The 14,904-nt window shown below is 44.9% G+C and carries 15 protein-coding genes and 1 pseudogene; 1 reads left to right on the top strand and 15 read right to left on the bottom strand.

The features are described from left to right. The 12 genes from AZ66_RS19395 to AZ66_RS19345 all read right to left on the bottom strand — a co-directional run. On the bottom strand, positions 1-697 hold a 697-nt coding region (locus tag AZ66_RS19395), incomplete at its 3' end, for an ABC transporter substrate-binding protein (RefSeq protein ID WP_231586955.1). 345 nt (positions 698-1,042) lie between these two features. After that, on the bottom strand, positions 1,043-2,395 hold the full coding sequence (locus AZ66_RS19390) for an ABC transporter substrate-binding protein (protein ID WP_044356331.1): 1,353 nt from the start codon (positions 2,393-2,395) through the stop codon (positions 1,043-1,045). A 338-nt stretch (positions 2,396-2,733) separates the two neighbouring features. Continuing rightward, on the bottom strand, positions 2,734-2,946 hold the full coding sequence (locus AZ66_RS32860) for a hypothetical protein (RefSeq protein ID WP_021253575.1): 213 nt from the start codon (positions 2,944-2,946) through the stop codon (positions 2,734-2,736). After that, positions 2,943-3,698, bottom strand: a complete 756-nt coding sequence (locus AZ66_RS19385; RefSeq protein WP_231586954.1) for a hypothetical protein — start codon at positions 3,696-3,698, stop codon at positions 2,943-2,945. The genes AZ66_RS32860 and AZ66_RS19385 overlap by 4 nt, the downstream gene beginning before the upstream one ends. 129 nt (positions 3,699-3,827) lie before the next feature. Further along, a complete protein-coding gene (locus AZ66_RS19380; protein ID WP_082061657.1) occupies positions 3,828-5,231 on the bottom strand; it encodes an ABC transporter substrate-binding protein in 1,404 nt (467 codons plus the stop codon). Between the two features lie 66 nt (positions 5,232-5,297). Beyond that, a complete protein-coding gene (locus AZ66_RS19375) occupies positions 5,298-6,653 on the bottom strand; it encodes an ABC transporter substrate-binding protein (RefSeq protein WP_044356329.1) in 1,356 nt (451 codons plus the stop codon). An 87-nt stretch (positions 6,654-6,740) separates the two neighbouring features. Beyond that, positions 6,741-8,051 carry an ABC transporter substrate-binding protein gene (locus tag AZ66_RS19370; protein WP_044356328.1) on the bottom strand — a complete coding sequence of 437 codons (1,311 nt, stop codon included), beginning with the start codon at positions 8,049-8,051 and terminating at the stop codon, positions 6,741-6,743. Positions 8,052-8,126: 75 nt separating this feature from the next. Then, positions 8,127-9,494 (bottom strand): ABC transporter substrate-binding protein, encoded by a 1,368-nt coding sequence (locus AZ66_RS19365; protein ID WP_044356327.1) that lies wholly within the window; start codon positions 9,492-9,494, stop codon positions 8,127-8,129. A 33-nt stretch (positions 9,495-9,527) separates the two neighbouring features. After that, positions 9,528-10,703, bottom strand: coding sequence for a DUF4179 domain-containing protein (locus AZ66_RS19360; protein WP_044356326.1), 1,176 nt, complete (start codon positions 10,701-10,703; stop codon positions 9,528-9,530). Next, entirely contained in the window at positions 10,678-11,256 is a 579-nt protein-coding gene (locus tag AZ66_RS19355) for an RNA polymerase sigma factor (RefSeq protein WP_044356324.1), read from the bottom strand. The genes AZ66_RS19360 and AZ66_RS19355 overlap by 26 nt, the downstream gene beginning before the upstream one ends. A 175-nt stretch (positions 11,257-11,431) precedes the next feature. Then, on the bottom strand, positions 11,432-11,920 hold the full coding sequence (locus tag AZ66_RS19350) for an HXXEE domain-containing protein (protein ID WP_044356323.1): 489 nt from the start codon (positions 11,918-11,920) through the stop codon (positions 11,432-11,434). Between the two features lie 65 nt (positions 11,921-11,985). Then, positions 11,986-12,576, bottom strand: coding sequence for a TetR/AcrR family transcriptional regulator (locus AZ66_RS19345; protein ID WP_044356321.1), 591 nt, complete (start codon positions 12,574-12,576; stop codon positions 11,986-11,988). Positions 12,577-12,873: 297 nt separating this feature from the next. Between AZ66_RS19345 and AZ66_RS19340 the strand changes: the two genes are divergently transcribed. Further along, the gene (locus tag AZ66_RS19340) at positions 12,874-13,104 is read left to right on the top strand and encodes a hypothetical protein (protein WP_044356320.1); all 231 of its coding nucleotides are present in this window, start codon (positions 12,874-12,876) and stop codon (positions 13,102-13,104) included. Between the two features lie 87 nt (positions 13,105-13,191). Here the strand turns inward: AZ66_RS19340 and AZ66_RS19335 are convergent, their stop codons facing one another. The 3 genes and pseudogenes from AZ66_RS19335 to AZ66_RS19325 all read right to left on the bottom strand — a co-directional run bounded on the left by AZ66_RS19335 (position 13,192) and on the right by AZ66_RS19325 (position 14,903). Then, entirely contained in the window at positions 13,192-13,581 is a 390-nt protein-coding gene (locus AZ66_RS19335; protein ID WP_021260255.1) for a nuclear transport factor 2 family protein, read from the bottom strand. A gap of 37 nt (positions 13,582-13,618) precedes the next feature. Continuing rightward, a complete protein-coding gene (locus AZ66_RS19330) occupies positions 13,619-14,212 on the bottom strand; it encodes a nitroreductase family protein (RefSeq protein WP_156160026.1) in 594 nt (197 codons plus the stop codon). 48 nt (positions 14,213-14,260) lie between these two features. Then, a pseudogene (locus AZ66_RS19325) lies at positions 14,261-14,903 on the bottom strand (DsbA family oxidoreductase). Position 14,904 lies beyond the last annotated feature (1 nt).

Below are 14,904 nucleotides of genomic sequence, written 5' to 3'. Positions count from 1 at the left end.
AGGCTGCACGCTTATTCGGCGAGTCGGCTGCAATTGCAGCGATTTCGAAAAGNGAAATTGATTGCGATGACTCCGCAGGATCAATCGGCACCGTGACCGCGCCCCAATCTATCGGCTTCTCTCCCTCCACATAAGTAGGCCGCTGCTTCAATTCCATCATTACGAAAGCATTCGCAACCATCATTGCGGCTTTCCCTTCGAAAAAATAGCTTTTTTGCGTATACACTTGACTCTCAGGATGGAAAAATACCGATTTACTGCGTACCGCACCCACTGCCAGCTTCATTGCATCTTTCCAGCCCTCTGAATTTAGAAACACCTTCTCTCCCTTTGGATCGAACAGTCTTAAGCCGGATGTATCAGCGATTTGATACATCAGCCTGCCAGGATCTCTGAAGTATTCATACAAGCCGTACACCTTATTGCTGCCAGCACCGACATTAGAAAATCTCGCGGCTAAATCAAATAGTTCCTGCCAGGTCATGTTGTTCCTCGGTGATTCGATTTGATGCTCCTTAAATAAGGCCTTGTTATAATATAGAACCTCCCTGTTGAAGGATGGCGCCAGTCCGTACAGCTTCCCGTTGCCCAAACTTTTGATCTTGTCCAGCAATCCCGGCATAAATCCATCCACATCATACTCATCCTGGCGGATCGCGTCCTCCAAATCATACAGCTTGCCATCCTGGGCAAAGATCTTGAATACATAATCGTCCAGTAAAAATACATCCGCGCCCGAGTTCTCCAGCAGCTTCTTTTTTCTACAAAATAGTCATCCGCATTAATTATTTTCCCAAGCTTTTTCAATACCTGCTTCTCGGGAATGACCTCGACCTCAATTTGCGGATATTTCATATGAAAATACTTCCCGTAATCGCGGTAGAAGGCGTCCTCATCCTGATAGACCACCTTGATTTTGCTTGGCTGCAGCGGTTCCAGCACTTCCTTCTTGCCCAAACAACCGCTCATTAAGGAAACGATCGTTAGCAGCAGGATCGTTATTTTCCATTTGTGATGCACGTTTTCTCACCCGTTTCTTTACTTATGACTTTCCTTTTGTTTTCTGCTTTGCTTCTTCTTGCAATTTGGTCAATAGCTCCTGCCCCTTTATCTCCAAGGCGGCAGCCGCTTCATCCACTGACTTCTTGTGATCGATAACGGCCTGAAGCTCTTCCTCCAGCGTCTTATTGAACTTCCCGAAGAAAGGAAATGGGACATAGTCATTCATCCAGACGCTGTTGTGCTGAGTCTTCAGCATATAGAACGGTTCCATGCTCTTGCCCTTGAATTCCTTCAAATAACCGGTACGTGAAGGTAAATTACCAGTCATTGTCCGTGATCGGGCATGAGCCATTTCCGATCCGCTTGTAAACTTGACGAATTCCCAAGCAGCGCGCTTGTTGGTCGAATTCGCAGAAACCGCAAAAAGCGGATAAAAGGAAACATTCGTCGATTCCACCCCAGGCTCAATTGGGACAGTGACGACCTCCCAATCTACCGGCTCGTCCTCATTAAATCTAACGGCATATGTAGCAGGTGGGCCGGATATAGTCATCGCAGCCACACCATCATCAAAAAAGTCGCTTTTTGACGAATACATCTGATCTTCTGGACGGAAATAAACCGCATTGTTGCGTACAGCATCCACAGCCATTTTCATTGCTTTTTTCCATCCATCCGAATTGATAAGTACCTTCTTCCCCTTCGGATCGAAGAACTTTAAGCCGGAAGTATCGGCGATATCGAACATCAAATTGCCTGCATGGCCATTCGAAAAGTACAAGCCATGCACAGGACGGTTTCCATTTTTAACATTAGAAAATCTCGCTGCTAATTGCAGCACCTCTTCCCAGGTCATCTTGTTCGTCGGCGGGTCGATTTGGTTTTCCTTGAACAATTTTGTGTTATAGTACAGAGCTCCAATGCTTACTTGTGGAGCCAGCCCATACAGCTTCCCGTTGCCCAGATTTTTGATCGAATCGATAAGTCCCGGCATAAACTCCTCGATATTATAGCCATCCTGCCGGATGGCTTCCTCAAGATCATAAAGCTTCCCGTCGGTGGCGAACTGCTTGAACATTCCGCTGTCCAGCATATATACATCTGCGTCCGTTTTTTCGAGCAGCTTCTTTACTTCCGCCTCGTATTCATCCGCGCGGATCATTTTACCGAGATTTTTGAGCACCTGAACCTGTGGAATGACTTCGACTTCAATCTGCGGATATTTCATATTGAAGTACTTTCCGTAATCACGGTAAAATGCGTCTTCATCTTGGTAAATCACTTTGAACTTGCTTGGCTCAAGCGGTTCCAGCACTTCCTTCTTCCCGAAGCAGCCGCCTATGAATGACATGATCAATACGAGTAGAATTGAAACTTTCCAAACTTTGTTCATATTTCTCCTTCTCCATCTCCGCTTTTCCCCCGGGGTAGGAAACCGTTTTAGATTCACCCTCTCATGAGGCTTTCCTATATATAACAATCCGGATGATGTGAAATGTGACACATTGCGAAATTTACTAGTCAGAAAAGTATCCTTATCGGCGATCTGTGCACTTAACGCAAGTCAGCGGCACCGTCATTCGGATGTTAATCGCAATAGGTACGCAATAAAAAAAATCCGTCAAAGTGTGAACTTTAACGGATTTTAGACATTCAGATTAGTTATTGTACAAATTTGGCATTCATATTGTAATTCTATTTTTAGACCAATAACGTCTATTGGCACAGCAATCATGCTGGGCCATCTGATAAAATATACACCGCGTTCTTATCGGCATCCAATGCTGCTCTCATTATCGTTTCTTTGCCTTTAACGAAACCGTAATCTTTATTTGTGTTGTCCCATTTCACTTCATATCCCGTAATATCGATATTGAATAATTCCTTGGCAAGCGGAGCGACCACTTCCTGTGCATCTTTTGCCGTAATCCTTTGGTCGGTCATTTCTTTTTTCTTGTATGATGAAATACGTTCACAATCTTTCCCTTTATCGCATCCATCTCTAGAGATACTGCATTATCCTTAATTGACAACATATGATAATTTTCCCCGCTAGAAACAAGCAACGCCTCTGTTACATTCAAATCATGATCGAAAGCCGTTTTCATCGCTTTTGCTGCCATTTCCTGCCATTTTGAATCGAGTTCTTTCTTGGCAAGCTTAATTGTAACCTCACTGACAAAATCTGTTCCACTCCTCCATACTGCCTGAAAACCTTTCCCTGTCAAAGCATACGCAAAATGATCTTTTAGTTTCTCCTTTTTTCCATCATAAGGCCGCATTAGAATCGCTTCTTTATCAAGGACGTATGTTTTCTTTGCGTATGCCTTTTTCAGTGCTTTCAGAACCTTCTCCTGGGTCTCTTTGCTGATTTTATGGAGTGGAACCGCTCCGTCTATCGACCATACTCCTCCTTTATCATTAAAGTAGACAGTGTACTTACCATCTACCGATGTAACCTTCGCCTCTGAACCGCCCAATGACTCGGCAACATTCTGCAGCTTAATCTCTTTTCCAGCAAATTGATTTACCGCTTTTTGCAATTTGACTGCCATCGTTTTGTCAATTTGAACCTTCTTATTATTCGTTTGCTCCTGTTCATGCGCTGCCTCTGCTCCTACAGGAATTGGGCCTGCCACTGTAACCAACATACTTGACACAATCATAGCCGCTAGAAATGTTTTGTTTACATTCATCTTATTTTCTCCTTAGTTTCATATATAAACCTCCCTTTTATGCTAACATTGATCATCTAATACTCAACTTAACATTCAATGAATAAAATTTAAGAATAAAATCAGAAATGAATTTCCACAATTCGTCATTTATTTGTTGTCTTTGCCGCGCAATCGTTTCTCTTGCTCTAGTTCATGCGCGACCCGAAGCGCCTCTTGGCCCTTCGTCTGCAGTTCATTCACCGCCTCATCCACCGATTTCCCATTGTCAATAATGGCTTGCAGCGCTTCGGTCAACAAGGACCGGAAAGAACTGTTAAAGTCATCAGGGACGTTCTTGTTGCCCCAAAGCGCATCCCATGCGGACAGTTCCTTCGGCTTCAAGGCATAGAATGCTTCCGTGCTTCTGCCGTCCAATTCCTTGAAATATTCCGGTCTGGAAGGAATATTAGGGATCATACCAACAGTCGTTCGAGATGCCACCTTGGCCATATCCGCGCCGTTTATAAATTTGACGAGTTCCCACGCGGCCTCCTTATTGTCGGAATCAGCTGTAATCGCATAAATTTCGCGAATACTTATATTTCCGGTTTCATCGGGTGTCGCAGGATCGACTGGAGTTGTCACGACATCCCAATTGATTTTCTCAGTTTTCTTATCCCTTAGATGCTCCAAATCCCACGGTGTTCCCAGCTTCATTGCAGCCTGACCTGTGAAGAAGAGCTCTTTCCCCGGTTCAATGGGCTGAGGACCTTTGCTGGCCGGTGGAATATACAGCGCCTTGCTCCGCACTGCATCCGTCGCCTGCTGGATGGCCTCTTTCCAGCCCTCCGAGTTGATTAACAGCTGCTCTCCCTTGGCATCGAACAGCCTCAGTCCAGTTGAGGAAGCAATCTGATACATCAGGCTGTCTGCCCCACCAAATTCTTGAGCTAGCGCATACAATTGTTTATCTGTACCGCCTGCATTCGATATGCTTGTCGCCAGTTCAAAAAATTCCTTCCAGCTCATTTGATTTCGAGGAGGTTCAATATTGTGCTCCTTGAATAAATCACGATTGTAGTATAAAACAGTGGTATCAATACTGGGCGACAGTCCGTACAGCGTCCCCTTGCCCATTGCTTTGATCCTGTCGGTAAGTCCTGGCATGACCCCTTCGATATCATAACGATCTCGCTTAATGACCCCATCAATCGCATACAGCTTGCCGCCTTGGGCAAATTCTTTGAAAGATGTCTCGTCCAGCAGCAATACATCTGGTTTGTACTTGTCCAGCAGTTTCTGCGACTCCTTCTCAAAATCGAAATCAGGATCTCCGAACTTGGAGTACAGCTCCGATTTACTCACCACTTCCACATCAATATCGGGCTGCTTCAATTTGAACAGTTGCCCATAATCACGATTGAATGCACTTTCATCCTGATAGACGACTTTAATTTTCCCTTTGACCTTGTTGACTGACTCTAGTTCTGATTCTTTACCAAAACAACCGCTTACCAATGACATAATAATGAGGAGCATTATCCCCATTTTCCAGCTAGTTCGTACTCGCAATTCCCTCTCTCCCTTGCTTCGTATGTATATAGCTCCGCATTTTCGGGAACCAGAATTTAGATTCCCTTACGATTTCTTCGCTGCCGCTTCACGTGCCTTGACTAATGCTTGCTGCCCCTTCATCTCTAGCTCCGCGAGCGCTTCATCTATCGTTATCTGTTTATCAATGATCGCTTGCATTGCTTCTGATAGTAAAGGGTCGAACAGTTCATGAAACCCGTGAGGAATGTTCTTATCTTTCAGCAGTCCATTACCTTGTTTCGGCTTCAACAGATAGAATGGCTCCGTGCTTCTGCCTTCCAGATCCTTAAAATAGCCTGTGCGCGTCGGCAGCTTCCCGTTATTCCCCAGCGTGGCGACCTGAGCCATGTCCGTTCCATTTATGAATTGGATAAATTCCCATGCTGCCCGCTTATTTTCAGAATTTGCGGTTATCGCATAAATTTCTGACAAATGCACATAGGCAGATTCATTCGGGCTGGCCGGATCGACCGGTGTCGTAACAATACCCCAATCGATCTTCGGTGTTTTTTCATACATCGGAACTTCTTTCAAAAGATCAGTGAACCAGGACTCTTGAAATGTCATCGCGGCTTTTTCTTGGTGAAAAGGCTCGTAATAGCGATCCATACGCTCATTTTTGGCGTCTTGCTCAGGAATGTACACGGACTTATTGCGGATCGCATCCGCGGTCATCGTTACAGCTTCCTTCCAGCCCTCGGATTGAATAAGCAGTTTTTCTCCTTTAGCGTCAACCAGTCGAAGCCCAGAGGCAGTCGCAATATTATACAACAGCTTTTCGGGCTTCTCCGTTTGATACAGGCCATATACCCCCTCATTCGCGAATCGGCCAGCTAAGTTCAACAATTCTTTCCAACTCATTTTGTCTCGCGGCGGTTCGATATTGTATTCTTTGAACAGCCCGCGATTGTAAAACAACACAGGAGTTTCGAAATAGGGCGCCAATCCGAACAGCTTTCCATTCCCCTTCTCTTTCAGCCTATCGATAAGCCCAGGCATGAATCCGTCAATATCATATTTATCCTGGTTGATGACCATATCGAGGTCATACAGCCTCCCATCCTGGGCAAAGGCTTCGAACATACTCTCATTCAATAGCAATACATCAGGCTTATACTTCTCTATTACTCTCTTCTTTTCTTCACTCAATTCAAAGGTAGAAGTCTGCTCGGATTGTTCAAATACATCATCCTGAGCAATCACTTCAACTTCAATATCCGGATATTTCATTAGAAATAAATTCCCATAATCCCGATTGAATGATTCCTCATCCTTATACACGATCCTTAGCTTCCCTTTGCCGTCTTTCAACGGCGCTATTTCTGAATTTCCGCCAAAGCACCCACCCAAGAGTGACGTGATTGTCAGCAATAGAAGTACAAGTTTATATTTTCTATGCATAATTCGCTCGCTTCCCCTTTTTACTGTCGTTCGTGACATGAATGTTATGTTGAGTACGTTGCGTCATCGCTTCCTATCAACGATTCCTTATTTTCTGGTTTCACTGCGTGCTTGCATCAGCACCGCTTGTCCTTTTTCCTCCAACAAGGCGGCTGCTTCATCAATCGTTTTTCGATTCTCAATCACAACCTGCATTTCTGCCCGCAGCGGCTCCACGAACAGGCTGAAAAAGGACTCCGGAACATGATCGTTCCCCCACTTTTGCTTTGCTTCCTTCACTTTTAGCATATAGAAGGCCTCTAGACTCTTTCCGTCGTATTCCTTCAAATATCCTGTCCGCGACGGCAATGTGCCATTGTATGTTTTGGATTTGGATTTCGCCATGTCTGCACCATTCACAAGCTTGACCAGCTCCCAAGCCGCCCGCTTATTGGGAGAAGTCGCTGATACGGCGAAGATTTCTCGTGAATTTATGTTCACGGATTCATCATTTGAATGGACGGGCATGGTTACGATGCCCCAATTCATTTGGATACCGTTCTGCTTGAGCGCCAGCATGAGATCTGGCGAACCGAAAGTCATGGCTGCTTCTTTGTTCATAAAATGTTTGTTGCTGCCATTGGAATTTAATATGACCGACTTACTGCGGACTCCATCCGTGACGAGCTTCATGACGTTTTTCCACCCGTCCATATTAATAAGCACATGATCTGCCTTCTCGTCAAATAGCTTTAGGCCAGAATTGAAGCCGATATTCAGTACCTCGCGTCCAGGATCGGAATAGGTTTCCTCCAAACCGTACACGTGTCGGCCGCCACTCCCTTGACCCATAAATCTGTCAGCCAGCTCTAATAGCTCCTGCCAGGACATTTTATTTCTCGGCGGTTCTACCTGATACTCCTTGAACAAATCCTCGTTGTAATACAGGGCATGTAAGGTGACCTGTGGCACAAGGCCGTACAGATCACCCTTGCCTAACGCTTTGAGCTTGTCGATAAGTCCAGGCATAAACCCATCCACATCGAAGTTATCTTGATGAATGACTGTCTCCAGGTTATACAGCTTGCCTTCCTCAACGAAGGCTTTGAACATTTCCTCATCTAACAGCAATACATCAGGATTGTATGTATTCAGGAACTTCCTAGTCGCTTCCTTATAATCAATAACATGATTAAATTCGGTAATGAGCTTCGACTTGCTGATCACTTCCACATCAATTTGCGGAAATTGTAGTTTGAAGTATTTCCCGTAATCCTCATAGAATGATTCTTCATCCAAATAGACGACCTTGATTGTTCCGGCCTGAAGCGGCTCGAGTTCTTCTTTTTGTTCGCCGCAACTGCTCAGCAAGGATAAGATCGTCAGCATGAAAATCCCCGTTCTCCATACCCTTTTCATAGATATCCTCCTACTCTCCTTCTCACCTATTTATCGCAACAGACCCGACGCTTACCAATACGGGTGCTCATGTGTTTACTTAACAGTTGGATCACTCGGATGCGTTTTGTTCCGTAATTGGCGTAATGCAGCTTGCCCCTTCTCCTTTAGTTCGGCAGCGGCTTGGTCTACTGTTTTCTTCCCGTCAATGACCGCTTGCAGTTCTTCCGACAGGATCGGCTCGAAGGCGAGAAAGAAATCACGAGGTACATTCCGGTTGTCCCATATGCCGTCGGCCTTCTGCGGCTTCAATTGATAGAACGGCTCTGTTACTGTTGAATCAAAATCATTCAGATTGCCCATGCGCGTCGGCGCGTAGTCATAAACAAAGCGTTGGAAGTATGTCCCCATTGTTTCCTTGCCATTGATGAATTTGACGAATTCCATCGCAGCCTGCTTGTTATCAGAATCTGCTGCTACTGCATACACATAGGGCAGCTTCATATTCGCCTCTGCCAAATTCGGATTGCCAGGCGGCGACAGGACGCCCCATTTTTTGTGTAATTTTCTCTTATCGTCCGGCTGCATCACATCTTTATGAATAAAGGATGGATCACCGATTAACATGGCAGAATCCCCATCTAAAAAAATCCCATCATGGGTCATGTTGCGCTCTTTCGGATGAACGAGCAGCGCACGGCTTCTCACTGCTTCTGTCATTTTCTTTATGACATGCTTCCATCCGTCTGTATCGATCAGCAGCTTCTCCCCCTTCTCGTCGAACAAGCTCAGTCCGGAAGAAGAACCGATCTGGTACATCATCGCCGGGGCGGCGGAGTACGTATGATAAATGCCGTGAAAATCCCGCTTCCCCGAACCGGGATCGGAGATTTGTCCAGCCAGCTCCAGCACCTCATCCCATGTCATATTGCTTCGTGGAGGAGATATATAATGCTTCTCGAACAGATCCTTATTGTAAAATAAGACTTGTCTGTAGAAATAGGGCGCTATTCCATACAGCTTCCCGTCTCCTCTGCTCTTCATTCGGTCGATCAGTCCAGGCATAAATTCGTTTAGATGAAAGCTTTCATCTTGCAGATCGGCCTCCATGTCATAGAGCTTCCCTTCCCGGGCGGTATCCGCGAACAGGTTCTCATCAACAACAATCACATCCGGCTTGTGCCTGTCTAGGAACTTTTTCTGCCCCTCGTAAAACTCATCTAGTGATTTTCCATCCTTGAACTTGGCGAACTCGTTCGTCTGGACAATAAATTCGATTTGATCCACTGGATAGTTCATCATTTTTATTTTGCCGATATCGATGTAGTACGCATTTTCATCCTGATACAGCACCTTGATTTTGCTTGTCTGTATGGACTCGTCATGCTCTAGCGTCTTGCCGGCACATCCACTTATCAATGCGATTATCATAAGGAGTGTGATTGTGACTCTCGATTTCCCCATACTTGCTGCCTCTCCTTCCTCGCTCCTAAGACGCTATTCCTTCTCTAGCTCTATGGTGAACTCTAGCTCTTTCATATAATGTTTTTCGATTTTCCAGGCTTCTAAAGACTCATAATCATACAAAAAAGGCTTGATCGTAATCGACTTCGGTTTTTGCCGGAATGGCTCGAACATCAAATCCAATCCATAATCATTCGACTCTTCGTACTTATTAGCTAATCCTCCAAGTCCCGCATGTATCAGTCCTTTCGCCTTGTTCCCCTGATCATCGAACACGTCTGCACTGAACAGCAGGTTATCGTGCAGTCCAAAGTCTTTTTTCGGACCTATAAATTTATCGGGAACATGCTGCATTTCTCCTATTCCTCTCAGCATCACTCGTGTCGTGATTGGGGTTAACTCCAATTTCTCAAGCGACAGGCTAAGACCGTCATAGGATCTCGTGATATTCTCTGTAAAATTAATATTTTTCGTATTCTTCTTCACCGGAATATTGAACATGAACACCTCCCGAACTCCCGATAATGATACATTCATGCGGATATTGAACTCATCGGGTAGTGATTTCGGCTCGCTGCTGAGATTTCCATTTCTCGTTACTGAAGGTTCACTCCTACTTACTGAGATACCAGAATCTGGGTCCCCAGGAGTTTGGTACATGCTTAAACTTAAGTCGTATGTTATCTCCTCAAGTGAAGAGTCTAAGAAACGAATTCGACGAATTACTCCCCTATCGTCCGTTAAAGAGGGACTGAACAGATAGGAAGACACATTTTCGCCTTCACGCTCCCACGTAAAAGCCAAGCGGATGCCATCATAAACCATGTTTTTAATCCGAAGCGTGACCCCGTCATGAGTGATGGATTGATTGATTTTCGTAACCAGATTGTTATCAACCGCGTAAGAAAGGCCAAAATCGCCGGTTTGCTGGAACACGACGCCAATAAAGGGCAGCTTGCTTAACGCATGTGCCATCGTTGATGAGACGAATCCGCTGCCAATCACACCACCGCCAATAACGACTGCTAAGGAGGTAGCGATTACTGCTGGCTTCCAGATTGATTTCTTCTTCGCTGCCTTCTCTTCCCGAATTCGATTCATGATCCGATGGCTGTAAGTATAGACCGGCATTTCGGTATCGTGAATAATCTGTTCCAGCTGATTGATTTCTTGATCAGTCAGCTTAGTTCGGTTGGACCATTTCGCCATTCGCAAAGACCTCCTTATCATTATTCCGAATCTTGGCACGCAGCCGCTCATATTTCTTGCGAATCGCAGCGGGATTACTGCCCATAATGTCCGCTATGTCAGTAAAGCTATATTGCTCAACTGCTCGAAGCAGCAGAATATGCCTTTCCTCCACTGTCAATAGTTCGAGCATATTCTCAATGATTGCTGCATGATTGATAGGAACAGGATTAGGTGCAATCTCTCTACTGCGCAAGAGCAGCCGATACCAGCGTTTTCTCTTCTTCAGTACATTCATGCTGTGGTTATATGCAATCTTATACAGCCAAGCCGAAAAGTTCGTGTTCTGTATGTATTGATTCAAATTGCGGTAGGCCTGTAGGAAGATCTCCTGCAAAGCATCTTCTGCTTCTTCTCGATTCGTTAATAGATAATAGCAGTAGCTGTACATTTGCCTCTCGAAATGATGAATAAGGATTGCAAAAGCTTCATCATCGCCTTCCTGCACCTTCGCAACAATCGCCTCAATAAATTGCTGCTTTTGTTGTCGTTCACCCGGGCTGGATAATTCCACAGGTTCACCTCCCTTGATGCTTTCCAACCTCTATAACAACCGTAATCTTCGATTTGTGACACATGGCCAAAATAAAAAAAACAGATAGCGCCAACCGAATAGTTGGCCTACCCGATTGGCGCATACTGCTTATCCATTCCGGTATTCAATTCAAAAGATTCGTTCGTTAATAAGGTTAATATGTAATCAGTTTCTTGCCTGCCTTGAAACTAAATGGAATACTGGCCATTATGACAACACCAGCAATAATCGTACTGATAATAAGCTCACTTACTGAAATAACATTTGCAGCAAGCCCTGTCTTCATAATGAGGCTATCAATCGGAACGATGACCAATAGGCCCGTAAATAAACCTGGCGAGTAGCAGCGTTCGATAATCGTCGATATCAAATGCGGGAAGATGATGTTAAAAATCATTCCGCCCACATAGCCGAAATACGCGTATTTGAATACCGCAACGTCTGGATAGATGATATACAGGGCTGTAATCAAATAAGCGAATCCAGTCACCCAAAATAAGCCAAACAAAAACTGATCCTGAGTAACGGCTTTATGCATCTTCACCTTCCCTGCTGCGGAAGATTGTCTGGTCAGCCACACCGCTTCTTCTAAGTTGTGTATCGTAAATGCGAACAAGAACAAGATAATAATAGAACTATTCATATTGTATTCCTCCTTATTGGAACATTCAAGCAATACCAAGTATTCGTACAAGGATCATCTAATGTTTACTTCAAACCATTCAAGAGAAAATGAACGGTGCATGCAGCAATCTCGTCTACACTCTCTGCATTCTCTTCCATGACAGTTGTCTCGAACAAGTCATCTAGCGCAGGTACATTGCGAGTGAAAATGAGTGCTCCTATGATAAAGTGCAGCGTCTGCTTCAAGGATGTAAATTGGAAGCATCCCTTCGCTCTACCCGCCTCCAGTATGTCGCGAAGCTGCTTCCACAATGTGTAGACATAGGCTTGCAATTTCTCCATACGCGGACTTTGCATAATGATCTCCTGCTGCAGCATGTTAATAAGCTCAGGCTCTGTCTGACGCAGACGAACGAATTCATGTATAAAATATGAAAAGTCAGCCTCTGGATCTTGCAGCGTATAGGTTGCCGTTGCATAATTGGGAATCGACGATTCAAACAGCGCATAAAATACCTTTTCCTTGCCGCCAAAATGGTACGAGACAAGCGCTGGCGCTACACCTGCCTCTTCGCAAATCTGCCTTACCGTTGTTCCTTCGAACCCATTGCGTGCAAACAGCTTCTTCGCCGCACTGAGAATCTTTGCCTTCACGTCATTTGTGTCTTGAACCATCTTTGTTCTCCTCTCATGTTGTTATTGATGAATAAGTTCTAGGTTGATATTGACACTAGCAGTGAACAAAAAATTGAACATTGAAATTGAGTATAGGAACTGCGAATATGACGGCCTATTTATTGAACATTTGTTTTGAACGATCGTTTTGAACAGTTGTTCAAATATCTACACCCCCATCGTACTCCTCTATATCAGCAGTGTCAACCCCAACAAATAAAATCGAGAATCTGAGCATGGGGAATCGGATACGATAACGATACAAGCCTAAATAACCATTCGAAGGAGGTTGCTTGAGTGAGTGATGGTATCAGTATATGGGCGCTCAAAAAAATGCCCCTGCAGCAAGTGATTCAATATATCGGACAACATAGTTCACCTGATTTTCAGGCACGGATGACAAATATGCAGGAATCAGACTTTGAAGCTCTATCTCCTGATCAAGCTGAGGATAGACTTCGTGATGCCATATCGAGAATGAGCGAGGAAAAGTATACGGATTATTTGCTGGAGTTAATTGACGAGTGAATACCGGATGAAGCACAGGTGACGGCGCTCCAAACACAAAGAAGCATGCCCTCTATAACGAGAGACATGCTTCTTCTATTAATAATGCTAAGACATAGCCTGAACAACAACATGACTGTCAACATATTGCTTGAATGCTGCTATTTTGCCATCATCCAGCTTCCATACATGTACAAAATCTGCACGAATGGATTTCCCTGTAGCCTTGTATGTTCCGGTATAAACGCCCTCTGTAATTACGATTTTTTGATTCGTAACCTCATGGTAGGTGTGTACAGTGGCGACAAAGCCGTCCCATTCTGTTCCTAAGCGTTCAAAAACATTGCTCTTAATGCTAGCGGCTCCATGGAACGTGCCACCGTACGGATATCCTGCCGCTTCCGTCCATACCGTGCTGTCAGTTAATGCTGCAAGCAGAAATTCAGGCCCTTCATAGGTGCGGCGGACGATGTCTACATTTGCTTGCTGACTTTCCATATCCAGCCCCCCACGAAAACTATTTAGTTACATAATCTTATTTGTGGAACGTTACAACTTCTTCAAACGGCAGGAAGCTGCGTTCACCTGGTTGTTCATTCGGCTCACCAAACGGCATTTGTGCGATCAATGTCCACTCTTGCGGGATATCCCATGTACGCTTCACTTCATCATCTACAATTGGATTGTAGTGCTGAAGGGATGCGCCGATACCGTCTGCTTCCAGTGCTGTCCATACTGCATATTGCAGCATTGCACTGCCTTGATGGGACCAGAACGGGAATTGCTCTTTATAGCTAGGAGCATTTTCTTGCATGCTCTGAATCGTTGCCTGGTTCTCGAAGAATAAGATTGTTCCCACACCATCGCGGAAGCCTGCCAGTCTTTGAACGGTTGCATCAAAGTTCTCTGCTGGAACGCGAGCACGCAGCGTTTCTTTCACGATGTCCCAGAACTTCTCATGTTCACCGTCCAACAATACGACCACACGGCCGCTTTGCATATTGAATGATGTTGGAGCATGCAAGGATGTTTTCAAAATTTCGCGGATGCGCTCTTCTGTAATCGCTGGATTTTTCGTTACTTTGCGAATGGAACGGCGGTTGATGATTGCGTCTTTGAATGTTGTCATTGAGGTTTCCTCCATTTATAAATCATGTGATTGGTATACAAGATAAACTTAGCAATTTCCATCTAGATCGCACTGCATACCTTCAATCGAGTCAAATGACTGCTTGGAAGCTGCGCGATCAATGGCTTGAGCCAAACGTTCCTTGCTGGCCAGACCTTGAATCACCTGATCGCCGATAATGAATGTCGGCACAGCTGAGATGCGAGCCTCTTCATAAGCATGCTTGATCGCTGCTTGATGAGCGTCCCGATATGTGCGGGATTCGAGCGCCTCGCGGTACGCCGCTGCATCCAAGCCAAGCTCCTCTGCAACCTTCGTCAATACTTCAATCTCCCCGATATTCTGCTCTTCTTGGAAAAAGGCTGTAAACACGCGCTGAATATATTCGTTGCCCTTGCCTTGTTCCTTCGCATATTGATATCCTTCAAATGCCAGGTTGGTGTATGGATGAGGAGATACATGCGGCAGACGCATATCGATGCCGAGCTTCTCTGCTGTTGGCTTAATAAATGCATCCCACGATGCAAGCTTATCAGGTTCATTCCATGGATCGATCTTCGGATATGGTTCGGGACGAAGCTCGAATGGCATCCATTCCACTTCGACGTCCTTCTCCTTTACGATTTCATCCAACGGGCCTTTGCCCAGAAACAAACGGACATACAAAATCAGAATAGGCTTTAATCTTCACA

Source organism: Paenibacillus sp. E194 (assembly GCF_000935845.1).
GTDB classification, from domain to species: Bacteria; Bacillota; Bacilli; order Paenibacillales; family Paenibacillaceae; genus Paenibacillus_B; species Paenibacillus_B alvei_B.
The sequence above is the reverse complement of the archived record's forward strand: the minus strand, read 5'-3'. Positions and strand labels throughout refer to the sequence as shown.

What these genes read in the sequence shown, in the direction of transcription:
- AZ66_RS19390 (WP_044356331.1), bottom strand. Translation starts at nt 2,395, where the DNA reads ATGAACAAAGTTTGGAAAGTTTCAATTCTACTCGTATTGATCATGTCA.
- AZ66_RS19345 (WP_044356321.1), bottom strand. Translation starts at nt 12,576, where the DNA reads ATGGTTCAAGACACAAATGACGTGAAGGCAAAGATTCTCAGTGCGGCG.
- AZ66_RS19335 (WP_021260255.1), bottom strand. Translation starts at nt 13,581, where the DNA reads ATGGAAAGTCAGCAAGCAAATGTAGACATCGTCCGCCGCACCTATGAA.
- AZ66_RS19350 (WP_044356323.1), bottom strand. Translation starts at nt 11,920, where the DNA reads ATGAATAGTTCTATTATTATCTTGTTCTTGTTCGCATTTACGATACAC.
- AZ66_RS19360 (WP_044356326.1), bottom strand. Translation starts at nt 10,703, where the DNA reads ATGGCGAAATGGTCCAACCGAACTAAGCTGACTGATCAAGAAATCAAT.
- AZ66_RS19365 (WP_044356327.1), bottom strand. Translation starts at nt 9,494, where the DNA reads ATGGGGAAATCGAGAGTCACAATCACACTCCTTATGATAATCGCATTG.
- AZ66_RS19330 (WP_156160026.1), bottom strand. Translation starts at nt 14,212, where the DNA reads ATGACAACATTCAAAGACGCAATCATCAACCGCCGTTCCATTCGCAAA.
- AZ66_RS19385 (WP_231586954.1), bottom strand. Translation starts at nt 3,698, where the DNA reads ATGAATGTAAACAAAACATTTCTAGCGGCTATGATTGTGTCAAGTATG.
- AZ66_RS19370 (WP_044356328.1), bottom strand. Translation starts at nt 8,051, where the DNA reads ATGAAAAGGGTATGGAGAACGGGGATTTTCATGCTGACGATCTTATCC.
- AZ66_RS32860 (WP_021253575.1), bottom strand. Translation starts at nt 2,946, where the DNA reads ATGACCGACCAAAGGATTACGGCAAAAGATGCACAGGAAGTGGTCGCT.
- AZ66_RS19375 (WP_044356329.1), bottom strand. Translation starts at nt 6,653, where the DNA reads ATGCATAGAAAATATAAACTTGTACTTCTATTGCTGACAATCACGTCA.